The sequence below is a fragment of the Bacillus sp. CZDM1 genome, from assembly GCF_055502545.1.
The window spans coordinates 252,050-273,084 of record NZ_JBUESO010000005.1 but is presented as its reverse complement, the minus strand read 5'-3'; the positions used below and the strand labels follow the sequence as shown (position 1 = coordinate 273,084).

Below are 21,035 nucleotides of genomic sequence, written 5' to 3'. Positions count from 1 at the left end.
CATTTTGTCATAGTATTATCTAGAGTGGGGAAAATTATGTAAAAAAAAAGAAACAGCTTAATGTTCACTGTTTCCTTGACTATGCTGTTGAGACATTATTTTTTCTTCTAGTTCTTTTGCTTTCATAGCTTCACGTTTAGAGATTTTGATAATGTACCTCATGGTTAAAAAGGCACCGATTAAAAAGATAGTAAACGTAATGGCAGCTGGTCCATATTCAGATTTATCTTCAGGAAAGTATAAAAATAATGATAATACGAATGGCTGAAACATTTTTATCTCCCTTTCTATAAAGGAATGTCACTAATGATTAATTATAGCAACAAAAAATGTATCCTGCCATAAATTGTTCCTCACAAATTATTTCAATACCTTAATCCCTTTAATCATCACATCTTTTTCTGGTTTATCCTTTGGGTCTACAGGTGCTTCAGCAATTTTATCAACTATGTCCATGCCCTCAACAACATGCCCAAAAACGGTATGGCGATTGTCCAGCCAAGGTGTGCCTCCTAATTCTTCATAGGCCTCAATTACCTCATTGGCAAAGCCAGCCTTTTCCATTTCCGTTTTAATGGATGGATCCACTGATTTTTTCTGGACGATAAAGAATTGGCTTCCGTTCGTATTGGATCCTGAATTAGCCATCGATAATGCTCCACGTAGATTAAAAAGATTGTTTGAGAATTCATCCTCAAATGGCTGTCCATAAATACTTTCCCCACCTGTTCCATCACCATTCGGGTCACCACCCTGAATCATGAAGTCGTTAATAACCCGGTGAAAAATTAGACCATCATAATACCCTTCTTCACTATGCTCCACAAAATTTTCTACTGCTTTTGGGGCATATTCGGGGAATAATTTGATTTTTATGTTTCCCATAGTTGTTTCTATTTCAACGAGTTTTTCATTTTCAGAAACCTCATTCGAAAGTTGAGGATAAACTGCGTTTGCCACTTGATCGCTCCCTTCCTTTTCCTCTGCATTCGGAGCAGTACTCTTCGGTGCCGCTTCCTCTTTCTCCTTGCTTGTCCCACACCCGGCCAAGACAAGAACTCCAATGATTAACAATAATAAAAACTGCAAATTCTTTCTCATTTATCATCCCTCCATTTAATTAATTTAACCGATAATTTTGTTTTTTGCACACTGTTTTTTATATAATAAAGTAAGGTAGTAGAGTGAGGAGGAAAACTAGATGTCAGAATTGCAGATTGGCGAAGTTGTTACCGGAATTTATAAAACAGGAAAATATATTGGGGAAATAACCGAGGTTCGTCACCAGCATTATTTATTCAGAGTTTTAGCGGTATTAAAACACCCAATGCAAGGGGATTTACATAATCCAAAAGAAGCGGATGTACTTATTTTCCATGAGAGGAAAGCTCTCTCCTATCGCGAGCAAGCCAATATCCCAAAACAAATGGTAAAGCCTTTCAAGGAAGAAGTGCCAGACTATCTCGAATCATTAAGACAAGCAGTTGATAAAATGAAAACGGACCTTACAGAAAATACAACCTCTTGGGCAGAAATGAGTTTAAAAAGTATTGCATCTTTAGAAAAAGATTATTTTAAATAAATCATTTAAGGCCAAATCAGTTTGAATGATTTGGCCTTTTATGCGAATTCATTTAATAGTTTTGAAAAATCAATGCGGTCACCAATCGTAGTAGGTTTGGGCTTTTCTAAATAGCGTTTATCCTTTTCAACAAGCCGGAATATATTGTAAGTAGTCAGCGCATCATCCAGTGCCCTGTGATGTCTTCCTGTTCCCTCTTTACCATATTCCTGTACGGCCTTCCATAAACCTGTTTGATTTTGATCGCCAAAAAACCGCTTATATTCCATTGATAAATCTAACTCTGTGGCTTTAAAGGGAAATGATACACCCGCTTCTAAACAATTATGCCGAAGAACCTTCATATCCATATTTCCCCAAGTGACGATGGTAGTTTCATATTGATTATTGAATTCACCTAACTTTCGGATGAGTTCATAAAATGAAATCCCCTGGTCAACCTGCTGCTGTGAAATATGTAAGAATGATTTACAGCGTTCCGTTAGGATTGGGAATTTAAGTGGTGTTACATAGGAGGAGAATTGCTCTGTAATTTGATCATCAACAACTGCCACGAGTCCAACCTCAATAATCTCTGCGAAAAAATTCTTCATCCGAACATTTCGTTCCGGCATTGTAAATTCAAAATCAATAAAGATAGTTTGTCTCTTTTCCTTCATTCTTTCACCACCTTTGTGACACTTTTCTTACTACCATTATATAAAGAAACATGTACAAAGTATTGTACTAATTCTCTATATTTCTTACATTATATCACGAAATTGACATAAATTTTTTAAATATTTTTTCAATTGTATTAAAAAAAAGATGGAATAATTCCCATCTTTATTTTCTTTACCTTTTTAATTGAATAATGGCGATTGTACATCTTGATACACAAATAAGACGATCTTGTTCATCACTTATTTTGATATCCCAAACCATTGTGGACTTTCCTTTATGAAGGATTGTCCCAACAGCAGTTACAGTTCCCTCTGTGATAGGTCTGACATGATTCGCATTAATTTCTAATCCAGCAGCACCTTCCGTTTCTTTATCAACCAATTCAAATGCACCGACACTTGCGACTGTTTCTGCTAATGCCACCGAAGCACCGCCATGTAACAATCCAAATGGCTGGCGAGTCCTTTCATCAACAGGCATCGTTGCGATTACTTTTCCAGCTTCTAAATGTGTTATTTCAATCCCTAACGTTTCAATCAAAGTGTTTTTAATCATTGCATCTGCCCCTTTCGAAATCTATTCCTTATATTCTCTTTGTTTGTGGAATTTCCCTTTAACAAAAAAGAAAAAACAGCCTCGAAAGCTGTTTTTTGCAAACAAACTAATAATAAAAAGGTGCTCCGTATCCAGGGTAACCATATGCCGGCGGGCCATAAACAGGGTAACCATAAAACGGGCGGGGATACCCATAAAATGGCCGAGGATAGATTAAAGCACTTCCTAACAGTCCACCAACTAAACCACCCAAAAATGGCAGCCCAAAGCCAATAAATCTTTGGTTATGTTTAGGATACGGGCTTCGATAATAATACATGCAGCCAAACCTCCTATTCGCTATACTTGCCTACACTACTTCATATGCGAGTAAGGAAGAGATGGGTTGGGCCAATTACTATTTTTCAATGGGTTCAAAGCGTTCAACAAATAATGCAAGCGTTCGAGTCATTACACCAGTTGCCCCAGCCGGACCAAGATCGTGTTCCCTAGAAGTCGTAGAAGTACCCGCAATATCTAGATGTACCCAAGGAGTACCTTCTGTAAATTCACCAATAAAGGCTCCTGCTACAATCGCATGTCCCTCACTGCCAGGAGAGTTGTTTAAATCTGCAACCTTACTATTTCTAACTCGCTCTTTGTCTTTCTCGAACAACGGTAACTGCCACATTGGCTCACCAGCTTCCATTGACGCTTCTAAGACTTGTTCATATAATGTTTCGTGATTCGTCATAGCACCTGTTGTGTGAAGTCCAAGCGCAGTGATAACCCCGCCTGTTAAGGTTGCAACATCAATTAAATATTCTGCACCATGGTGTTTTGCATAGGTTACAGCGTCTGCTAAAACAAGTCTGCCTTCTGCATCTGTATTTAACACTTCAATTGTCTTCCCGCTCATAGAGGTGATTACATCGTCAGGTTTAAAGGCATTACCGGAAATCATATTATCCGTTGAAGGAATTACTGCGACAACATTTTGTTCTGGTTTTAATTCCCCGATGATTTCCATTGCACCAAGAACAGCCGCAGCTCCTCCCATGTCTGTCTTCATCCCTACAATGCCCGCTTTTGTTTTGATTGAATAGCCGCCCGTGTCAAAGGTGATTCCTTTACCAACCAATCCTATAACATCCTGCCATTGTTCTTTCCCTTGATACTTTAAAACAATCATCTTAGGTGGTTCTGTGGAACCTTGGTTAACAGCTAGAAAAGCTCCCATTCCCAGCTTTTCAATCTCTTCCTTATCAAGAATTTCAATTTCAAAATCATATTTGGCAGCAAGCTCTTGTGCATATTCCGCCATGTCCTTTGCTGTCAGCAAGTTACCTGGAATATTTACTAGTGTGCGAGCTGAGTTGGTACCATTTCCAAAAGCAAGCCCCACTGTTAGCGAAGCCTTAATATCCTCTAAATCATTATTTTCACTGTAAACCGTTATTTTTTCTATCCTTTTTTCTGGTTCATTTGATTTTTGCTTGTAGCCGCGGAATTGATAGCTGGCTAATGCATATGCTTCGCTTACAGCATGTGCTGCCTCTAGTCTATCTAATGAATCTGCTGTAAAAGAATCCAAAAGGACAGCACATTCTTGAAGCTTGCTTGCTTTTAGAGCCTTATATGCTCTCCCTAAAGCCTCACTCAGCCTCTCGAAGTTAAATTCCTTTTCCTTTCCAAGACCCACAAACCAAATTCTTTTTGCACCGATTTTACCAAAACTATGTACTTTGCTAATATTTTTAAACTTGGCAGAAATATCCCCAGCTCTCACAAGTTCCGTTAATTGCCCTTTGAATTTCTCATCCAGGTTTTCAAGGATACCGCTGAACTTCTCTTGCTTGTCAAAAAGTCCAATAACTAAGCCCTCATGTGCTGCTGAGAAATCTATTTCATTTTTAACCTCAAACATGTTTCCACCTCCAAATAAAATACCTTTTTATTATATCGGAAATATGAATATATTTCGACTTTCTAAATATATTCATTCCATTACCAGCAATAAAAATAGCAGGCTCTATGCCTGCATTATTTTCTCTCTGAACCAATATACTGCTGACGGAATACCTGCATGGATTTGTCTTCATTTAATGCTTGTAATTGGGACTCTGTAAGTTTTCCATTTCCCTGCTCTATGATATATACGTCGATTTCCTTTTTACCCCACTTGTTATAAACATCTTCAACTGTTTCATAATAAAGATCGACTTTATTTCCTTTAATAGCCCCACCTTTATCTGCTACCACCCCTAACCCATACCCGGGAATGAACAGAATCGTTCCAATCGGAAAAACCGATAAGTCTGCAGCTACAGTTGAATATAAATCTCGTTTTACTTTTACACCTGAATAGGTAATTCCATACTCAGGATGGTTTTCATTTTTACCTGTGGATTCAAAGCCTGCTGTATATCCTGTTGCAATTACTGTTTTTTTCGGATACTTTGACCAGTCAAAGGCATCCTCTAATGGCGGCGTCACAGCGTCTGTTTCGCTAGCAGCTGCGTGTGCCTCTAGTTGGACTATTTGTTTAATAAATAATTTGAAATCTATGCCTGTAATAGATTGAACAGTCACTAGAATGGCGAGCAGAAAAAGAACAGTCATTGCAAAACGCTTTGTCCAATTTTTGATTTTATTCATTAATAATTTTCACTCCTCCCAAAATATTCATTTCCCAACGTGCTCGGAATTATTCAAAAAGGAGTAAAAACCATTTTGTACCCACAAAAAAAGACCTTTTCACAAAGGAAAAAGTCTTAAAACATTTGATAGCCATTTTTTCGCAACAGTTTAATGGTAACCCCAGCTACAATTGCGCCAGCTAACCCACTCAGCAATATGAGGATATCAGCGGTTGCTAATGAACCCAGTTTTTGACCAAGTTCCTGAAAAGCCGCTTTACTATTTGTAATGTATTCAATGAATTTAACTTTATCAACAATAAAAATAGCAATAATCGGATATATGAATGCCATGATCCAAGACATTCTTAAAAGCATATTTAGTATAAAACCAATTCCAAAAAATAACACAAAGAATAACAATATCGAAATAATTAATACAACAATGCTCATCTGCATGGAATTACCCCCTTTACACATCATTAATAAGTTTACTTAATGTCCATTGGGGAGTCAATCCTAACACACTAGATATCTATACATGGGAAATACTTCAAAAAAATAGCTTCCCGAAGTTTCTCGTGGAAGCAGCTCTAGTTAACCTTATAAGTTCGAATTAATACTTTTCCTGTTTCTTTCCTGAGCCCTCGCAGCAGGTGCATGTTTCAGAACCCCCAAGCAATAATTGAAAATATCCTGTTCCTGAACAGTAGTCACAATTTTTAGTATCTACGCTAGTTGTTTTCATTCAAATCAGCTCCTCGAAATATTATTTAAATTTTCTGATAATATATCAAGAATCCGACCAAATGAAAAGGACGAAATTCAACCAAAAATGGGTAAGAAAACGGATACATCATAATTTTTCTTTTATTTTCTAAATGTTACTTAAATTTTCAAAAAATTAAAAAAATAATTTGTAGGCAGTGTACTTAAAGTGGTCCCCTGGGTTTAGTCCATCATATCCAGGCTTGGCAACCGATTCACTTTGATTGATCAGGAAGTGCAGCATAATCGATGCATCTTTTTCTTGGAGGAGTTCTTCAGGTGCGATAAACCTTGCTTCAAATAGCTCATTTTCTTGATGTTTAATACTCCCTTCATTGAGTGGTTCAAGTAAAAAAACAAGCATATTATCACTAATCTCTTCAGAAATGACACCTGTTCTTAGCCCTATCAATCCCTTGACAACACAATCTAAACCGGTTTCTTCCTTAACTTCTCTTACAACCGCTTCATCAGCCGTCTCTCCTTCGTCCACAAAACCTGCCGGCAGTGACCACTTTCCTTTAAGACCGCCGTACCGCTTTTTAACAACCAGCCAATGACCCTCAGATGATTTGACTATCCCTCCAACCGCCAGCCAAACCTTACCTCGCTTTTCTTTATTACTCATAAGATCTCCCACCCCGCCAAAACGATATATTTCCATAATAACAAAAAAAGGACAGATATCTCTGCCCTTTTTTGAGGAATAATTATACTGTCTAGCTCCAGCGCCTAGGGGCTCGGGGTCATAAGCCAATCCGTCAGAAAGGTTAAAGAACAACCTTCCCGCCGGCTCGTCTTATGCCTGTCGCCCCTGGACAAGGCGCCTCCGCTTTTCAATTAAAATACATTAAATTTACCTTTTTTCAATACGAGTCCAGCGCCGCCAATCATGAATAATGAACGATTGTCGACTACTTTTTTCATTAAGGATGCCTTGCCGCCAAATACCTTTTTACCAAATACAACACCAATGGCATCGTCATGACCAAGTGAACATACTGTTCCTTTATTATCGAACGTAAAGGTTTCAAGGTCGGTCTTGTTGCGAATTAATGCAGCCAAGTTACGAGCAGCCACTTCGCCCTGCTGCATAGCAATTTGTGCAGTAGGAGGATATGGACGATTGATTTCTTCATTGATTACAAGTGAGCTGTCACCAATCATAAACACATCATCATATCCAGGTACACGAAGGTCAGGCTGTACTTTCACACGGCCTCTCATTGCTTCAAAGCCTGATTTTTCAATAATGGAATTTCCACGGACACCAGCAGCCCAAACGACCGTTTCTGCTTTAATTTCACGCGGTTCTTCTTCACCTTTTGCTACAATAATTCCATCAGGTGTACATTCTTTAATCGCTGTTCCAATTAAGAATTCTACCCCTTTACGCTCCAATGTTGATACAGCGTAATTAACAAGCTCTGGGTCGAAGCCTGGAAGAACAGTTGGTGCTGCCTCTACACAAAGAATTTTTACTTTGTGTGAATCCACGTCGTATTCGTGACAAAGTTCAGGAACTCGATTAGTTAATTCACCTAAGAATTCAATACCAGTAAAGCCCGCACCGCCTACAACGATAACCAAACGATTGTCATTCTTTTCTTCTTCCATATTGTAAGTCGCAAATTGATATTCAATATGCTCACGCAATTGGCGTGAAGAATTTACGTTTGTAATCCCAAAAGCATACTCCTTTAACCCTTTGATACCAAAGGTTTCCGGTTCGCCCCCAAGAGCTATAACGAGATAATCATACTGTACTTCGCCCTTTTCTAAGATTACCTTTTTCTCTTCTTTATTGATTTCAATAACCGTATCCTGGACAAAATCAACTTTACTTCTATCAATAACATCACGTATGTCATAACGTACACGGTCATGATGAAGGGTGCCTGCAGAAGCCTCATGCAGCCATGTAGTTTCATAATGGTAATCATTCTTATTAATTAAAACAATATCTGCTTCATTCACTCCAACAAGCTTTTGCAACCTTACAGTTGTCATAAGCCCGCCATAGCCCGCACCAACAATAACAATTTTTGGCTTTCTCAAAGTGATCACTTCCACCTTTTTTATTTTGAGTAAAATACTTGTTCTTATCTTCCTCAGCTTTGATGATTTTTATTTTGATTAGAGGAAAAAACTATGTGATATAATTCACGTACAGTGACACGAAAGTTTTACTTTGTTGACACAAAAGATTTACTTTTTTGTCACAAAAATTTAACATCTATCCTCAATACATATTATGCTAAACTCTTCACAATTTCAAGTAGTTTAATTGATTATTTTTTATAAAATGGGTTGATTTTACCCTATACTAGCAGTCTGAATATTTCCTGAAAGTTGTGAGGATTTTATGTTTTTGTTATATTATAAGGAATAGAGTCTGTTATTACATAAGTTGGGGGGATACATGGTGCAAGAGAATCAAAAAGTTTATGACATAACCATTATTGGGGGCGGCCCTACCGGTCTATTTACAGCTTTTTATGGCGGCATGAGACAAGCTTCAGTAAAAATTATTGAAAGCTTACCACAATTAGGCGGTCAATTATCGGCACTATACCCGGAAAAATACATTTATGATGTTGCAGGATTTCCAAAAGTCCGTGCACAAGAATTAATTAATAATTTAAAAGCACAAATGGCAAAGTTTGAGCCAGCCGTAGCGTTAGAGCAATCAGTCGAGAAATTGGAAAAACAAGAGGATGGTACTTTCAAATTAACAACCAATTCGGAAGTTCATTATTCAAAGACAGTTATTATTACAGCAGGTAATGGAGCTTTCCAGCCACGCCGTTTAGAACTTGAAAGCGCTGCACAATACGAGCGTAAAAATCTTCATTACTTTATTGATGACCTTAATAAGTTTGCAGGTCAAAAGGTTGTTGTTTTTGGCGGCGGAGATTCAGCTGTGGACTGGGCATTAATGTTAGAGCCTATTGCTAAAGAAGTAACGCTTGTCCACCGCAGAGATAAATTCAGAGCCCATGAGCATAGTGTTGAAAACTTGCATAACTCCAAAGTAATCGTTAAAACGCCTTTTGTGCCTGCAGAATTAATTGGCGATGACGACGGCATTAAACAAGTTGTCCTAACAGGGGTTAATGGAGAAGGCAGTGAAGCCATTGATGTTGATGCCGTCATTTGTAATTATGGTTTCGTTTCCTCTCTAGGTCCTATCAAAGAATGGGGCTTACAAATCGAGAAGAATTCTATCGTCGTTAATTCTAAAATGGAAACAGCTATTCCAGGAATTTATGCTGCTGGAGATATTTGTACATACGAAGGTAAAGTAAAATTAATTGCCTGCGGATTTGGTGAAGCACCAACGGCTGTTAACAATGCGAAAGCATTTATCGATCCAAAAGCAAAAATCCAGCCGCTTCACAGCTCGTCAATGTTTGGAAAGTAATGAATAAAGGCGCCCTTATCGGCGCCTTTTCCTTTGTTAACTATTAACATTCTTCCGGTGTACCTGTTGCTGTTGCCGTTCTAAACGATGAACCGCAGCCACAAGATGCAATCGCATTAGGATTTTCGATGGTAAATCCGCCGCCCATCATCGATTGCTTATAATCAATTTTTGTCCCATTTAAAATAGGGGCATCTTCTTTAGCCACAAGAATTTGAATTCCATGCTGCGCAAAATGGAGATCCTCTTCCTTCACCTCATGATCAAAACCCATACCATATGACAAACCACTGCAGCCTCCACCCTTTACACTAACTCGTAATAGGGCACCTTCTTCTTCATTGTGTTTCATCATTTCTTTTATTTGAAGTGCCGCGGCTTCCGTTATAATAACTGCATCGTTACTCATAGATTTCTTCCTCCTTTATTTGAGGTCTTTCTTAATAGTATATACACTGTGTCTTCATGACTCAACTAATACGTTTCTTATGAGTAGTATATGATAAGAAAATAGGGAAGCAGTATACGCTCCCCTATTTTGCGACATTATATTAAAACATTGGATTCTCATCTAAGTACTGGTAAATATTTTCCACAAGTTCATCAGGTGTATCGCCTGTTACAACTTCACCGTTTACAAGTGCGTAAAGAGTGGAAGCGCATTTTCCGCAATAACCGAGACAACCATATTCAATAATATCGAGATTCGGGTCTTTTTCTAACTTCTCCAGTGCTTTTTGAGCACCGCTTGCGAGATTACTGATACAAAATTCAATAATTGGTTTATACATGGCAATCACCTCTCCACAACTTATTATCCTACTATCTTTCTCCAGTTGCGTCAAATACCATGTTTCATGTGATTCTGTCAATAAAATTGTTATATGTGTTGTTATTTTGTCATATTTCAGATATACTCTTAATGGATTTAAAGGCTGTATTACAATTATTTTTATCTTAACCTAGCTTGCTAGGTCTCATATTTTTACCAAAATATAGATTATGATTACTGGTGTACACAAAGGGGAAATAAAAAATGAAAAACCTTGTAATTCTCGGTGGCGGATACGGCGGAATGAAGATATTGAGTGAACTTCTTCCAAATAATTTACCTGAGGATGTAAGAATTACACTTGTCGACCGTGTTCCATACCATTGTTTGAAAACGGAATATTATGCCTTGGCGGCAGGAACTGTATCCGATAAGGAGCTGCGTGTTTCTTTTCCAGAACACCCTCAATTAGAGATTAAATATGGAGAAGTTACAGGAATTGAAAAAGATAATAAAAAGGTTCTGATTAAAGATTCCGAGCCCATCAGCTATGACGACTTAATCATTGGTCTAGGCTGTGAGGACAAGTATCATGGTGTACCAGGTGCAGATCAATATACCTACAGCATTCAAAGCATTGAAAAATCCCGTATGACCTATTCCGTACTAAACAATTTAGGACCAGGGTCTGTTGTTGGTATCGTTGGTGCAGGGCTTAGCGGTGTGGAGCTTGCCAGTGAATTGAGTGAAAGTCGTGACGATTTAAAAATTAAACTATTTGATCGTGGTAAGCACATTCTTCCTGCCTTTCCTGACCGCTTAAGTAAATATGTAGAAAATTGGTTTCATAAAAATAATGTTGAAATTATCAACAACTCTAATATCACAAAAGTGGAGGAAAATTTACTTTACAACCATGATGAGCCAATTCCATGTGATGTGATTGTTTGGACAGCTGGTATCCAGGCGAATCAGGTTGTTCGTGAATTAGGGGAAGAGATGGACCGTTCAGGCAGGCTCATTATTACTCCTCGTCATCATTTACCGAATGATGAGAACGTCTTTATTTTAGGAGATTGTGCAAGTCTCCCTCATGCCCCAAGTGCTCAATTAGCAGAGGGACAAGCAGAGCAAATCGTCGAAGTGTTGAAAAAGAGCTGGAATGGTGAGGAGCCTCCAACAGAATTCCCAACGATTAAATTAAAAGGTGTTCTAGGTTCTCTCGGTAAGAAACATGGCTTTGGAATGATGGCAGACAGAGCGATAACTGGACGAGTTGCTCGTCTGTTAAAATCCGGAATCCTCTGGCTCTATAAGTACCATAACGGTTGATATAAAAAAAAGCATTCCAGCATGATCTGGAATGCTTCTTTTATATTTCTTTGTACCCGTATTTTTCCAACTCATTAAAAATTGTTTTTAGCCGCGGGTTGCCTTCACCGACAATTTTATCTTTAATTACTACAACAGGATAAAACATATCTTCTTCAATGACTCGTTTGGCAAAGTTTTCTTTTTCACTGTCAGTAGGTGGTTGATAAATGTCAACATATGTCATCTTGAATGGCTGCTCTGGGAACTTTCTTGCAATAGCAGCCTCTAGCCATTCGAATGTTTCCTTTGAGGAGGGTAAATTCACACAGCTCGGGCATAATTGTTCGGCACCATAGAGGATAATTTCAACTGTAGTATTTGTCATTCCATCCATCCTTGCTTTTTCTTCTATTTTACACCATTTAAACTAGTAAACATAAAAATATGGTTGTAAATGTGCGAATTCCCATTTCATGAGAATGGATTTTTCCCTTCAATGACATTATAATATAAGGAGGAAGGAGACGATAAGTATGGCAGAACAAGTACAAGAAATGTTTGAGCAGGTTCAGGAAGTATTAGATAAATTACGTCCATTTCTTCTTCGTGATGGAGGAGATTGCGAATTAGTTGATGTTGAGGATGGTATTGTGAAACTTCGTTTACTAGGTGCATGCGGAAGCTGTCCGAGCTCAACCATTACCCTAAAAGCAGGAATTGAAAGAGCACTTTTAGAAGAAGTTCCTGGCGTTGTTGAAGTAGAACAAGTATTTTAATAACAAAAAGAGCGATTGCTGCCCTAGCAATCGCTTTTTTATTATCTCATGGTTAGCCAATCTAATAGAGGAATATTTAATGGTTTTAAAGGTGCTCCTACAGTATGATAAAAGTTGCCTAGAAAACGCTCATATTCTGTTGATTGTTTTAACATCTTACTTAACTGTTCTTCAAGAAATTTCTTTTCCTGCTCTGATCGAGTGATATAGTAATTTTCAATGCACTCAAAGTAATGCAGCGGGAATAATAAGCGTGAGAATAATAACCGCCAAGAAAAGGAGGTTAAAGGGGCCATACTTTGATAATCAACAAAAAACTGTCTCACATCCATTTCGTAGGTTTGCGTATTTCTGAAATATCGCTCTCTCGTCCATTCTGCTAAGTCACGGCTGCGATGATCAAAAACCCAATCAAATGGGTCTTTAATGTAATAATTAGCTCCCCAAGAGCCATTTGAAAAACGTTCATGGCATACGGTTCCACTATCGGATTCCTTTGGTTCATCGTCAAGCTCAGTATCCACCAAATACTGGATAGCATTTTCCGTTAATCCAATATAATAGGGAAATGAATCAATAAACATTCGTTCAAACTCATCCTCGGGTGTTTGATACAGAAGCTCGCTCCATACTTTTTCAATTTGGTCCAGCCGCTTTTCCCATAATTGTTTCCACTGCCCAATTCGGCTAGTCCTCTCGATTTTAAATGGCACTGTTTTTCCGCGTTCATGAAATTTAGCTAACTTTCTTCCTAGTTTTACTTTTACCTGTTTTTCAGTTTGTCGATTTGCAAGCACACAATATTGATGGTCCTCCCAGGTGGTAATGAATCCTCCCTCACTAGATTGTAAAAAGGCTGGAACATGGGAATCTCCATTTTTTCTTAAATGTTCTGCAATTTTCTCAAGTTCATCAATATCTTCAGCCTCTCTTCCGTCAGATTTGGCAACTAAATATAGCCAGCCATTACTTCTCAATGCATCATAGGAATCAAGCTTTACGTATTCATCTACTTGAATACCATATTTATTTTCAAGTAATTTTTGAAGCACGCTTCCACCTCTTCTCTTTTCTGCTCTTATGTCATATATATGTAGTAGCCCAGAAAACTTGTTGTCTTCTTACGTAATAAAAGTATAAGAAAAACGTTATAGGAGAAATCTGTTAGAAGGGTGTGTGATGAATCATTCGTTCCTTTTCAAATCAGCTTGCATATGTTATGAATTAAGAATAGTGAAAATTCCAAGGAAAAGGTGATAAATGGATGGCAGAAAATAAAAAAATGGATTTAACAGAGGAAACCGCACGAAGATGGATTAAAGAAAGAGGCGTAGAAATTCAGGATATTGCGGATTTAGTCTTTTTTTTACAGGAAAAATACCACGAAAATTTAAAAATGGAAGACTGTATTGCAAATGTCGAGCGCGTTATTTCTAAACGAGAGGTCCAAAATGCTATCATTACGGGAATCCAGCTCGATATGCTAGCCGAAAAAAACATGCTGGAAGAACCAATTCAATCGATTATTAAAACGGATGAAAGTCTATATGGCGTGGATGAAATACTAGCATTGTCCATCGTTAATGTGTATGGATCCATCGGCTTTACGAATTATGGCTATATCGATAAACAAAAGCCTGGTATATTAGCCCGTTTAAATGATAAATCAACTGGTGAATGTCACACGTTTCTTGATGACATCATCGGTGCAATCGCGGCTGCCGCCTCAAGCCGATTGGCTCACCGCGCAGCGCATGTGGAATAAAAAAACCAAAAAGAAAAGGATGGAAATCTATCCATCCTTTTCTTACGGCTCCCATTGATCCAATGAATCAATCGCATAGGTTGGTTTTCGGTCATATCCAGCTAGTAATTCCTTCGTTGTGACACCTGTGTGGACTAAGAGCGTATCAAGTCCCGCATTCATCCCCGCTAAAATATCGGTATCATAATAATCGCCTACCATTAAGGTTTCGTTTTTTGATGTTCCCAAAACCTTTAGAGCCTGCTCCATAATAATCGATTCAGGTTTGCCTATAAAAATCGGGCTGGTCTGCGTTGAAACGGCAATTACTGAAGTGAGAGACCCATTCCCAGGGACTAAGCCTCTCTCGGTTGGTATCGCTATATCCCCATTTGTTGAGATAAATTTCGCGCCATTGCGGACAGCCAGGCATGCAAGTGTTAATTTTTCGTAACTAATTTCACGATCTATCCCAATCACAACATATTCCGCATTCTCACCAGCAAAGGTAAAGTTTTTATCCTCCAAGGCCGTACGAATACCTTCTTCTCCAATTACATAAACCGATGCGTCTTTCTTTTGGTCATAGATGTAATTTGCTGTTGCCTGACTTGTGGTAAAGACAAGCTCCTCCTCGGCAGGAATATCAAAGTCCCTTAACTTTGCAGCAACTTGAGCCGGGGTCCGTGATGAATTATTGGTTACGAATAAATAAGGAATATCCTTTTCCCTTAATTTTTTCACAAAATCTCCTGCCGCCTCAATTTTTTCTGCCCCCTTATACATCGTTCCATCAAGATCAATTAAATAGCCTTTATACTTTTTCATGTGAAATCACTCCTATCTGTATCATAGCCATAAATAAAAAGGACCGCAAACGCGGTCATAGGCTAATGTTTAATTAAATGCTGATACTGGGCCAAGTTCATTCTGCAGGTAGTCACGGACATTCTTTGGAAATACAGCTAACGTTTTAAGATGTAAGGAGAACTGATTCTGAAGTTCACTATGGTTTATCTCCGTATACAGCTGGACGAGAACTTTCCGATACTGAATTAGAATTTTTAAGCTATTACCTGTTTCAGAACTTACAACCTTTTCGTCGATTAATATTTCAATAATATCTTCATAACTGCCAGGGTCTCTCATAATAAACCCATCTATCACCGCGTTACCCACATCTAAAACCGACTCAATCATGAGATGTGTAATCCGTTCTAATGCAGCTTTTTCTATCTGTGTTGACCATTGATCCTGACTAGAAAATAGACTGATTTGCTTTTCTAAAAAAACCAATGTTGTCTCTAACTTATCACGGTCTACAAAATACATGATATCCACTTCCTCAATTATATTCACTTAAGTTGCAATTTCCTCAAAAAATCTCGCTGGCCTCGCGTAAAAATTACCCTGCGCTAAGTCAACCTTATTTCTAGTTAATACGGAAGCTTCTTCTTGGTTTTCAATACCCTCCGCCACAACTAATGAGCCAGCCTCCCTGGCGACAAGGAGTAAGCCTTTTAACATTGACTCTTTGACCGAGTTTTTATCTATGTTCTCAATCACAGAACGATCAATCTTGATTATGTCAGGCATAAGTTCAGTAATTGTATTTAGGCTGGAATAGCCTGCTCCAGTGTCATCCACTGCAATCTTAAAACCCATTAATCGTAAAACATTAATATTAAAGGCAAAGTTTTTCAAACCCTCGATTGAATCCCGTTCAGTCACTTCAAAGGTAATTTGTTTCGGTGATATGCCTTTATATTTCTGTAACAACTTTTTTAAATCACTGGTAAATCTAATATTCCCGAGAGTTAAGGGAGTACAATTTACAAAAATATCTTGGCGGCAGCGGGATGCTTTTACTTGTTGAAGCACTTTTTCCAACACAATCATTTCTAACTCGTACAGACGGCCGGTTTGTCTTGCAACAGAAAAAAGCTGTAACGGAGCCTCCAAAACAGTCCCTTTTGGTCCTCGAGTAAGCAATTCCCATGCCCGTATTTCACTTGTCGCCACATCGATAATGGGCTGTGCAAATAAGGTAATATTCTTTTTGGTAATAATTTTGTTAATGGCTAACAGCATTTCATTAATCTCCAGCATTTCCCGCTTCTCAGCCATGCCGATGGCTTGCCTGTGTGCCCTTAATATGGAATCCTCGATAGAATAGTCATGTTTATCGACAAACATATATCCTTCTTCAAAAGAGGGATACACAGAAGGATAAAGTTTAACGAACCTTTGTGCAACTTCTTCTGTTATCTTTTTCATCATAAGGTCAATATTAGAAATCGAATGGCGATCATGATCTACGGTAATTAATAGCGTGATACCTTCGCCATAATAATCATGAAGGGTAATTACATCCTTTGGGTTAACCTCTTGTTCCACCACGATTTGAAAAAGTTTCTTCATCGTTTTTATTAATTTGGACTGCTGCTGGACTTCAGTTTGTTCCAGTAATTCCATTTGATTTCTTAATTTGAAAACAATTACCGCTACCTCATGCCCAGCACGAAAAGCGTTACTAACCCCTTCTAGTAAAGGATTGCGCAATGTAAATTGAGGAGGATAATAGCGTATAGACGAAAGAGGTAATAAAATCTTTCCCCATTGCATTACACTCTTTACTTTTTTCATGTAAAGACAGTCCATGGATTCCATCCCTCTCAAAAGCAGCATATCGACAATTTTAAGTATATTGTAACACAATTTGACAGAATCCGGTTTTCCTTTAGTAAATTTTTAACAATGTTCTATTAACCCCAAAGTTCCCTCCCAGGCTCATTATTTGGTAATATATAGAGGTTGGAGAAATTAACTAAAGGAGAACAGTCCATGAAAGAACGTTTTTTCTTATACGATGATACAGAGGATACAAAAACCCGGTTTGTCAGCTTTGTCGGCGACAACCAACGCTTTGATTTGGCGATTGTTAAAACCGATCGCCATTTTGGAAAACATCTTGTCCTCGATATTCAAGGGAATCGGTTTGCGATTATTGGTGAGGATGACTTAAAAGAGGAAGGGTATTTAGAATACGCTTTTCAATTAAATGAAGAGGACGCAGAAGAATTACGTTCCTTTTTGTTAGAATTACTTTAATTTTTTATTACTCCTTTTTACATAATAATAAAAAGGAGTGATTAAGCATGGACAAGAAAAAAGCAAGAAGCTATTTTGATCTTTCTAATGTGGAAAAACAGAAGAATTTCTTAACTGCAGAGGAATTTCCTGAAGGTCCTTTTGGTTCACCAATAGGCAAAGACAAGCCTGTTGAAAATAAAAGTACTCCCTGGCAAGAAGGACAGCGTTTTTATAGCAACTTCAATTACGAGGATAAAACGTTTCATCAAAATATTCCACGGCAAATGGACGGGGCTCATCCTACACATGATGATCCTGAAACAGATAAACAGCCACCTTATAATGAATAATAAAGAAGCTCGCCAAATGGCGAGCCTTTTTATTTTTTCACTTTTTTTAAGACAAAGTAGGCACAGCCAAAATTACAGTATTCATACAAATATTCACTTAATGTACTAATTTTGGTATCAAAGGTAGCTTTTTGATTCTGATCTTCAAAAAAGCCCTTTAGCCGGAGCTGCCCATATCCCCAATCCCCGACAATATAATCATATCTTGATAATATATCACTATATCTCGCCTTTATGGCTTCCTCATTAAAGGCATCTCTGTGTTCCTGCACGATTTCATAGGTGGAGCCGTTGATATTGAACATGTTATCACCTCAAATTTTACCAGTAAATCTTTCTTTCATTATAACCGATTCACCATCAATTACTAAGAAAAAAAATCAGTTATTTGGCTATTCTATAAAAAGGAGGTGCTTAAAGTGAAAAAATGGTCGATAATAATTGGTTTTTGTATACTCCTGACAGCAGCTGGCTGCTCAAAGGATATGGCTAATCGCGATGTGTATGAAGAAAGCGGAGATACCATAAATGTCAATAATAAAAGAGAAGAACTGTACAATGAAGGCGGAGGCCAAGGCGTTCGGAATGTGAGCGATAATTATGGCTTTGTTCGTCATCAAAAGAGTCCTATCCAGGGTGACCGTGGTGGAACCGAACACTATTCCGCCATTGACCGTGAACAAGTAGCAAATATTATTAGCCAGCTTAGTACAGATATTCCAAATGTAAATGATGTGGCTACTCTTGTAACCGATCAGGAAGTTCTTGTTTCCTATAGTACAAATTCTAAGGACCGTTACCAGACTGCTGACCAGGTAAAAAGAACAGCCATGTCTGTGGTCCCAAGATATTACCATGTTTATGTTTCGGACAATACAAATTTAATGCGCGATGTGGAAAATCTCGCTAATTTGGACTCTACAAGTAGAAATGCAAGAAATTTGGTTCATGGTTTAGTGAAAGAAATGAAGAAATCACCACAAGGAAGTCGAATGAGTGATAATGAAGATGAAAATGGAGCAACGAAAGATGATGTAATGAATACGAAAAATAGATAAAAAATGAGAGTTCAGCCGATAGACTGAACTCTTTTTTATATTTGGCTGTGTTAAACTAGGCTGTTGATTTCCGCTCCAGGGCGCTATGCTTTCCGCGGGCTCACCCGTGAGCCTCCTCGCAGCTTCGCTCCTGCGGTGTCTCACTCAGCTCGTTCATCCCGCAGGAGTCAAGCGCCCTTCCGCTCCAATCAACAGGTTCTAAAAATCAACAGTATCCTCTAACACAGCCTAATATTTATTTATGCTTCTTTGGCTTCTGATTCACCTAGTAACTGCTTGTGCTTTGCTGCTGCATTCACTTGCTCGTCTGCATGGTAGGATGAACGAACTAACGGCCCAGCTTCACAGTGACTGAACCCTTTTGTGAGAGCAATTTCACGTAACTCTGCAAATTCCTCTGGACGATAATATTTTTCAACCTTCAGATGACTTTTTGATGGCTGCAGGTACTGTCCAATGGTCATAATATCTACATTATTTGCTCTTAGGTCATCCATGACCTCGATAATTTCTTCTTTTGTTTCACCTAGGCCTACCATTAGGCTGGATTTTGTAGGAATGGTTGGCTGCATTTCTTTCGCTCTGCGTAAAAATTCAAGCGAGCGTTCATATTTTGCTCTTGCCCGAACTCTCGGTGTTAATCTTCTCACTGTTTCAATATTATGATTTAAAATATCAGGTTTTGCGTCCATTAACAGAGCTAAATTTTCTTCCTTGCCACCCATATCTGATGGAAGAACTTCAATGCTTGTAAATGGGTTTTTTCTTCTAATGGCTCTAACAGTTTCCGCAAATACAGCTGCACCGCCATCCTTTAAATCGTCTCGTGCTACCGCAGTCACCACGACATGCTTTAAGTTCATTAATTGAACGGAGTCTGCTACACGTTCTGGCTCTTGCAAATCTAATTCTGTCGGTAATCCTGTTTTAACGGCACAGAAACGGCATGCACGTGTACAGGTATCACCAAGAATCATAAAGGTAGCCGTTCTTCTTTCAGCCCAGCATTCGTGAATATTAGGGCATCGCGCTTCTTCACAAACCGTATGTAAGTTTTTTTCACGCATCATCTTTTTCAAGCCTGTATAGTGTTCATTCGTATTTAATTTTATTTTCAACCATTCCGGTTTCCTTAGGTATTCTGCATTTTTGCTCACTATTTCCACCCCTATAAATGAGTTTGCTCCATGTCACTTTACCATACTTTTTGTAACAACAACAAGCAGACCAACTCTGTTAACCTTTATTTCCAATTATTGACCATTATGAAATAGCCTAGAAATCATAAACTAAAGATGTACAATAATCGGAAGGAGGATTCCTGTGCGGGCATTTCTGATAATTGGAACTTTCCTCTTATTAATGAGCAGCATATCTCCCAGGGATGCTCATGCTAAAGGTCCTGATGAGTATCAGGAAAGAATGAAGCTATACAAAAAGGTGGAAACCATCACACAAATTCCATGGTATTACTTAGCGGCTATTGATCAATACGAAAGGAATATCCGTGCGGTACGTAAGGACTTACCTAAAGCGGAAAGTGTGATTGGAATATATTTTACTCCAGAGAAATGGGCTGGCCCAACCAATCCAAATCCTGCCGAAGAAAACCCCTCAATTATCCAGTTTTTTAGTGGTATGGGTGTGGACGGGGATGGAGATGGTAAAGCCAGTTTAAAGAGCGATGAAGATGTCCTATATTCTTTTGCCAATTATCTTCAATCGTATGGAACAGATCATGATAATATAAAAATCGGGTTATGGAATTATTATCATCGTGATAAGACAGTTGGCATTATTGCTGACAAGGCGAAAGTGTACCGGCATTTCGGCCGGTTAGAATTAGATAAACATGTATTTCCGCTGCCATTACGAAGTAATCACAGTTATCGCAGTACCTGGGGTGATGCCCGGGGCTGGGGCGGCAGAAGGGTTCATGAGGGTACTGACATATTTGCAGGCTATGGTGTTCCTGTCCGAGCTACAAACTATGGCATCGTAGAAATGAAAGGTTGGAATAAGTTCGGCGGCTGGAGAGTTGGCATTCGTGATATAAATAATACGTATCATTATTTTGCTCATCTAAGTGGTTTTGCTAAAGATCTAAAAGTAGGCCAAATCGTGGAACCGGGAACGTTAATCGGCGGTGTCGGCAGTTCTGGGTATGGACCTCCTGGGACATCAGGTAAATTCCCTCCCCATTTACATTATGGGATGTACAAAGATAATGGCTATACTGAATGGTCCTTTGACCCCACACCACATTTAGGATTGTGGAAACAGCAGGAAAGACAGGCATTAAAAAATAAAAAGTAATA

At 38.5% G+C, this 21,035-nt stretch carries 28 protein-coding genes and 1 pseudogene; 9 read left to right on the top strand and 20 right to left on the bottom strand.

What is annotated here, in order from left to right; all coding sequences use genetic code 11:
- Positions 1 to 57: 57 nt before the first annotated feature.
- Complete coding sequence (locus ACY3XC_RS14010; protein WP_179156396.1) at positions 58 to 273, bottom strand: hypothetical protein; 216 nt, start codon at positions 271 to 273, stop codon at positions 58 to 60.
- Positions 274 to 360: 87 nt separating this feature from the next.
- The gene (locus ACY3XC_RS14005) at positions 361 to 1,101 is read right to left on the bottom strand and encodes a peptidylprolyl isomerase (RefSeq protein WP_464869103.1); all 741 of its coding nucleotides are present in this window, start codon (positions 1,099 to 1,101) and stop codon (positions 361 to 363) included.
- Between the two features lie 100 nt (positions 1,102 to 1,201).
- On the opposite strand from ACY3XC_RS14005, the gene kapB reads away from it, so the two are divergent.
- Positions 1,202 to 1,582: a kinase-associated lipoprotein KapB gene (kapB, locus tag ACY3XC_RS14000; RefSeq protein WP_464869102.1), complete on the top strand. Its 381-nt coding sequence runs from the start codon at positions 1,202 to 1,204 to the stop codon at positions 1,580 to 1,582.
- 38 nt (positions 1,583 to 1,620) lie between these two features.
- On the opposite strand, the gene kapD is transcribed toward kapB, so the two are convergent.
- The 9 genes from kapD to ACY3XC_RS13955 form a co-directional block, all read right to left on the bottom strand.
- Positions 1,621 to 2,241: a 3'-5' exonuclease KapD gene (gene kapD, locus ACY3XC_RS13995; protein ID WP_464869101.1), complete on the bottom strand. Its 621-nt coding sequence runs from the start codon at positions 2,239 to 2,241 to the stop codon at positions 1,621 to 1,623.
- A 175-nt stretch (positions 2,242 to 2,416) separates the two neighbouring features.
- On the bottom strand, positions 2,417 to 2,800 hold the full coding sequence (locus ACY3XC_RS13990) for a hotdog fold thioesterase (protein WP_464869100.1): 384 nt from the start codon (positions 2,798 to 2,800) through the stop codon (positions 2,417 to 2,419).
- A gap of 106 nt (positions 2,801 to 2,906) precedes the next feature.
- Positions 2,907 to 3,119 (bottom strand): hypothetical protein, encoded by a 213-nt coding sequence (locus ACY3XC_RS13985; RefSeq protein WP_179156401.1) that lies wholly within the window; start codon positions 3,117 to 3,119, stop codon positions 2,907 to 2,909.
- 78 nt (positions 3,120 to 3,197) lie between these two features.
- A complete protein-coding gene (locus ACY3XC_RS13980) occupies positions 3,198 to 4,706 on the bottom strand; it encodes a leucyl aminopeptidase (protein WP_464869099.1) in 1,509 nt (502 codons plus the stop codon).
- A 116-nt stretch (positions 4,707 to 4,822) separates the two neighbouring features.
- A complete protein-coding gene (locus ACY3XC_RS13975) occupies positions 4,823 to 5,437 on the bottom strand; it encodes a 3D domain-containing protein (protein WP_464869098.1) in 615 nt (204 codons plus the stop codon).
- Positions 5,438 to 5,553: 116 nt separating this feature from the next.
- A complete protein-coding gene (locus ACY3XC_RS13970) occupies positions 5,554 to 5,877 on the bottom strand; it encodes a YuiB family protein (protein WP_464869097.1) in 324 nt (107 codons plus the stop codon).
- A gap of 157 nt (positions 5,878 to 6,034) precedes the next feature.
- The gene (locus ACY3XC_RS13965) at positions 6,035 to 6,166 is read right to left on the bottom strand and encodes a YuiA family protein (RefSeq protein WP_464869096.1); all 132 of its coding nucleotides are present in this window, start codon (positions 6,164 to 6,166) and stop codon (positions 6,035 to 6,037) included.
- Between the two features lie 156 nt (positions 6,167 to 6,322).
- The gene (locus ACY3XC_RS13960; RefSeq protein ID WP_464869095.1) at positions 6,323 to 6,814 is read right to left on the bottom strand and encodes an NUDIX hydrolase; all 492 of its coding nucleotides are present in this window, start codon (positions 6,812 to 6,814) and stop codon (positions 6,323 to 6,325) included.
- Between the two features lie 212 nt (positions 6,815 to 7,026).
- On the bottom strand, positions 7,027 to 8,244 hold the full coding sequence (locus ACY3XC_RS13955; RefSeq protein ID WP_464869094.1) for an NAD(P)/FAD-dependent oxidoreductase: 1,218 nt from the start codon (positions 8,242 to 8,244) through the stop codon (positions 7,027 to 7,029).
- Between the two features lie 367 nt (positions 8,245 to 8,611).
- Here ACY3XC_RS13955 and ACY3XC_RS13950 point away from each other — a divergent pair, with 367 nt between their 5' ends.
- A complete protein-coding gene (locus ACY3XC_RS13950) occupies positions 8,612 to 9,610 on the top strand; it encodes an NAD(P)/FAD-dependent oxidoreductase (protein ID WP_464869255.1) in 999 nt (332 codons plus the stop codon).
- A 43-nt stretch (positions 9,611 to 9,653) separates the two neighbouring features.
- Here the strand turns inward: ACY3XC_RS13950 and ACY3XC_RS13945 are convergent, their stop codons facing one another.
- Both ACY3XC_RS13945 and ACY3XC_RS13940 read right to left on the bottom strand, forming a co-directional pair.
- Positions 9,654 to 10,019, bottom strand: coding sequence for a HesB/IscA family protein (locus ACY3XC_RS13945; protein WP_464869093.1), 366 nt, complete (start codon positions 10,017 to 10,019; stop codon positions 9,654 to 9,656).
- Positions 10,020 to 10,161: 142 nt separating this feature from the next.
- Positions 10,162 to 10,401, bottom strand: coding sequence for a YuzB family protein (locus ACY3XC_RS13940; RefSeq protein WP_179156410.1), 240 nt, complete (start codon positions 10,399 to 10,401; stop codon positions 10,162 to 10,164).
- Between the two features lie 245 nt (positions 10,402 to 10,646).
- Here ACY3XC_RS13940 and ACY3XC_RS13935 point away from each other — a divergent pair, with 245 nt between their 5' ends.
- Positions 10,647 to 11,714 carry an NAD(P)/FAD-dependent oxidoreductase gene (locus tag ACY3XC_RS13935; protein ID WP_464869092.1) on the top strand — a complete coding sequence of 356 codons (1,068 nt, stop codon included), beginning with the start codon at positions 10,647 to 10,649 and terminating at the stop codon, positions 11,712 to 11,714.
- A gap of 40 nt (positions 11,715 to 11,754) precedes the next feature.
- Here the strand turns inward: ACY3XC_RS13935 and ACY3XC_RS13930 are convergent, their stop codons facing one another.
- Positions 11,755 to 12,081 carry a YuzD family protein gene (locus ACY3XC_RS13930; protein ID WP_464869091.1) on the bottom strand — a complete coding sequence of 109 codons (327 nt, stop codon included), beginning with the start codon at positions 12,079 to 12,081 and terminating at the stop codon, positions 11,755 to 11,757.
- Positions 12,082 to 12,247: 166 nt separating this feature from the next.
- On the opposite strand from ACY3XC_RS13930, the pseudogene ACY3XC_RS13925 reads away from it, so the two are divergent.
- Positions 12,248 to 12,472 (top strand): annotated as a pseudogene (locus ACY3XC_RS13925) (NifU family protein); the annotation flags it as partial.
- Positions 12,473 to 12,513: 41 nt separating this feature from the next.
- On the opposite strand, the gene yutH reads toward ACY3XC_RS13925, so the two are convergent.
- Positions 12,514 to 13,524 (bottom strand): spore coat putative kinase YutH, encoded by a 1,011-nt coding sequence (gene yutH / locus ACY3XC_RS13920; protein ID WP_464869090.1) that lies wholly within the window; start codon positions 13,522 to 13,524, stop codon positions 12,514 to 12,516.
- 212 nt (positions 13,525 to 13,736) lie between these two features.
- Here yutH and ACY3XC_RS13915 point away from each other — a divergent pair, with 212 nt between their 5' ends.
- Positions 13,737 to 14,237 carry a phosphatidylglycerophosphatase A family protein gene (locus ACY3XC_RS13915; RefSeq protein ID WP_179156414.1) on the top strand — a complete coding sequence of 167 codons (501 nt, stop codon included), beginning with the start codon at positions 13,737 to 13,739 and terminating at the stop codon, positions 14,235 to 14,237.
- A 42-nt stretch (positions 14,238 to 14,279) separates the two neighbouring features.
- Here ACY3XC_RS13915 and ACY3XC_RS13910 read toward each other — a convergent pair whose 3' ends face one another.
- The 3 genes from ACY3XC_RS13910 to ACY3XC_RS13900 all read right to left on the bottom strand — a co-directional run bounded on the left by ACY3XC_RS13910 (position 14,280) and on the right by ACY3XC_RS13900 (position 16,862).
- Positions 14,280 to 15,044, bottom strand: a complete 765-nt coding sequence (locus ACY3XC_RS13910) for a TIGR01457 family HAD-type hydrolase (protein ID WP_464869089.1) — start codon at positions 15,042 to 15,044, stop codon at positions 14,280 to 14,282.
- 69 nt (positions 15,045 to 15,113) lie between these two features.
- Positions 15,114 to 15,548, bottom strand: a complete 435-nt coding sequence (locus ACY3XC_RS13905) for a DUF86 domain-containing protein (protein WP_464869088.1) — start codon at positions 15,546 to 15,548, stop codon at positions 15,114 to 15,116.
- A gap of 27 nt (positions 15,549 to 15,575) precedes the next feature.
- Entirely contained in the window at positions 15,576 to 16,862 is a 1,287-nt protein-coding gene (locus ACY3XC_RS13900; protein WP_464869087.1) for an EAL domain-containing protein, read from the bottom strand.
- A gap of 198 nt (positions 16,863 to 17,060) precedes the next feature.
- On the opposite strand from ACY3XC_RS13900, the gene ACY3XC_RS13895 reads away from it, so the two are divergent.
- Both ACY3XC_RS13895 and ACY3XC_RS13890 read left to right on the top strand, forming a co-directional pair.
- The gene (locus ACY3XC_RS13895; protein WP_090761491.1) at positions 17,061 to 17,327 is read left to right on the top strand and encodes a DUF3055 domain-containing protein; all 267 of its coding nucleotides are present in this window, start codon (positions 17,061 to 17,063) and stop codon (positions 17,325 to 17,327) included.
- 47 nt (positions 17,328 to 17,374) lie between these two features.
- Positions 17,375 to 17,659 (top strand): cytosolic protein, encoded by a 285-nt coding sequence (locus ACY3XC_RS13890; protein WP_464869086.1) that lies wholly within the window; start codon positions 17,375 to 17,377, stop codon positions 17,657 to 17,659.
- Positions 17,660 to 17,688: 29 nt separating this feature from the next.
- Here the strand turns inward: ACY3XC_RS13890 and ACY3XC_RS13885 are convergent, their stop codons facing one another.
- Entirely contained in the window at positions 17,689 to 17,964 is a 276-nt protein-coding gene (locus ACY3XC_RS13885; protein WP_179156419.1) for a YutD family protein, read from the bottom strand.
- Between the two features lie 114 nt (positions 17,965 to 18,078).
- Here ACY3XC_RS13885 and ACY3XC_RS13880 point away from each other — a divergent pair, with 114 nt between their 5' ends.
- Positions 18,079 to 18,717 (top strand): YhcN/YlaJ family sporulation lipoprotein, encoded by a 639-nt coding sequence (locus ACY3XC_RS13880; RefSeq protein ID WP_464869085.1) that lies wholly within the window; start codon positions 18,079 to 18,081, stop codon positions 18,715 to 18,717.
- A 239-nt stretch (positions 18,718 to 18,956) separates the two neighbouring features.
- Here the strand turns inward: ACY3XC_RS13880 and lipA are convergent, their stop codons facing one another.
- Entirely contained in the window at positions 18,957 to 19,874 is a 918-nt protein-coding gene (gene lipA / locus ACY3XC_RS13875; protein ID WP_464869084.1) for a lipoyl synthase, read from the bottom strand.
- A 205-nt stretch (positions 19,875 to 20,079) separates the two neighbouring features.
- Here lipA and ACY3XC_RS13870 point away from each other — a divergent pair, with 205 nt between their 5' ends.
- Positions 20,080 to 21,033: a M23 family metallopeptidase gene (locus tag ACY3XC_RS13870; RefSeq protein ID WP_464869254.1), complete on the top strand. Its 954-nt coding sequence runs from the start codon at positions 20,080 to 20,082 to the stop codon at positions 21,031 to 21,033.
- Positions 21,034 to 21,035: the final 2 nt, after the last annotated feature.

Coding starts and splice junctions, on each gene's coding strand:
- kapD (WP_464869101.1), bottom strand. CDS start 2,241: ATGAAGGAAAAGAGACAAACTATCTTTATTGATTTTGAATTTACAATG.
- ACY3XC_RS13965 (WP_464869096.1), bottom strand. CDS start 6,166: ATGAAAACAACTAGCGTAGATACTAAAAATTGTGACTACTGTTCAGGA.
- kapB (WP_464869102.1), top strand. CDS start 1,202: ATGTCAGAATTGCAGATTGGCGAAGTTGTTACCGGAATTTATAAAACA.
- ACY3XC_RS13900 (WP_464869087.1), bottom strand. CDS start 16,862: ATGAAAAAAGTAAAGAGTGTAATGCAATGGGGAAAGATTTTATTACCT.
- ACY3XC_RS13885 (WP_179156419.1), bottom strand. CDS start 17,964: ATGTTCAATATCAACGGCTCCACCTATGAAATCGTGCAGGAACACAGA.
- ACY3XC_RS13990 (WP_464869100.1), bottom strand. CDS start 2,800: ATGATTAAAAACACTTTGATTGAAACGTTAGGGATTGAAATAACACAT.
- ACY3XC_RS13970 (WP_464869097.1), bottom strand. CDS start 5,877: ATGCAGATGAGCATTGTTGTATTAATTATTTCGATATTGTTATTCTTT.
- ACY3XC_RS13980 (WP_464869099.1), bottom strand. CDS start 4,706: ATGTTTGAGGTTAAAAATGAAATAGATTTCTCAGCAGCACATGAGGGC.
- ACY3XC_RS13985 (WP_179156401.1), bottom strand. CDS start 3,119: ATGTATTATTATCGAAGCCCGTATCCTAAACATAACCAAAGATTTATT.
- ACY3XC_RS14005 (WP_464869103.1), bottom strand. CDS start 1,101: ATGAGAAAGAATTTGCAGTTTTTATTATTGTTAATCATTGGAGTTCTT.
- ACY3XC_RS13930 (WP_464869091.1), bottom strand. CDS start 12,081: ATGACAAATACTACAGTTGAAATTATCCTCTATGGTGCCGAACAATTA.
- ACY3XC_RS13910 (WP_464869089.1), bottom strand. CDS start 15,044: ATGAAAAAGTATAAAGGCTATTTAATTGATCTTGATGGAACGATGTAT.
- ACY3XC_RS13935 (WP_464869092.1), top strand. CDS start 10,647: ATGAAAAACCTTGTAATTCTCGGTGGCGGATACGGCGGAATGAAGATA.
- ACY3XC_RS13940 (WP_179156410.1), bottom strand. CDS start 10,401: ATGTATAAACCAATTATTGAATTTTGTATCAGTAATCTCGCAAGCGGT.
- ACY3XC_RS13890 (WP_464869086.1), top strand. CDS start 17,375: ATGGACAAGAAAAAAGCAAGAAGCTATTTTGATCTTTCTAATGTGGAA.
- ACY3XC_RS14010 (WP_179156396.1), bottom strand. CDS start 273: ATGTTTCAGCCATTCGTATTATCATTATTTTTATACTTTCCTGAAGAT.
- ACY3XC_RS13945 (WP_464869093.1), bottom strand. CDS start 10,019: ATGAGTAACGATGCAGTTATTATAACGGAAGCCGCGGCACTTCAAATA.
- ACY3XC_RS13960 (WP_464869095.1), bottom strand. CDS start 6,814: ATGAGTAATAAAGAAAAGCGAGGTAAGGTTTGGCTGGCGGTTGGAGGG.
- ACY3XC_RS13895 (WP_090761491.1), top strand. CDS start 17,061: ATGAAAGAACGTTTTTTCTTATACGATGATACAGAGGATACAAAAACC.
- ACY3XC_RS13915 (WP_179156414.1), top strand. CDS start 13,737: ATGGCAGAAAATAAAAAAATGGATTTAACAGAGGAAACCGCACGAAGA.
- ACY3XC_RS13975 (WP_464869098.1), bottom strand. CDS start 5,437: ATGAATAAAATCAAAAATTGGACAAAGCGTTTTGCAATGACTGTTCTT.
- ACY3XC_RS13870 (WP_464869254.1), top strand. CDS start 20,080: ATGAGCAGCATATCTCCCAGGGATGCTCATGCTAAAGGTCCTGATGAG.
- ACY3XC_RS13905 (WP_464869088.1), bottom strand. CDS start 15,548: ATGTATTTTGTAGACCGTGATAAGTTAGAGACAACATTGGTTTTTTTA.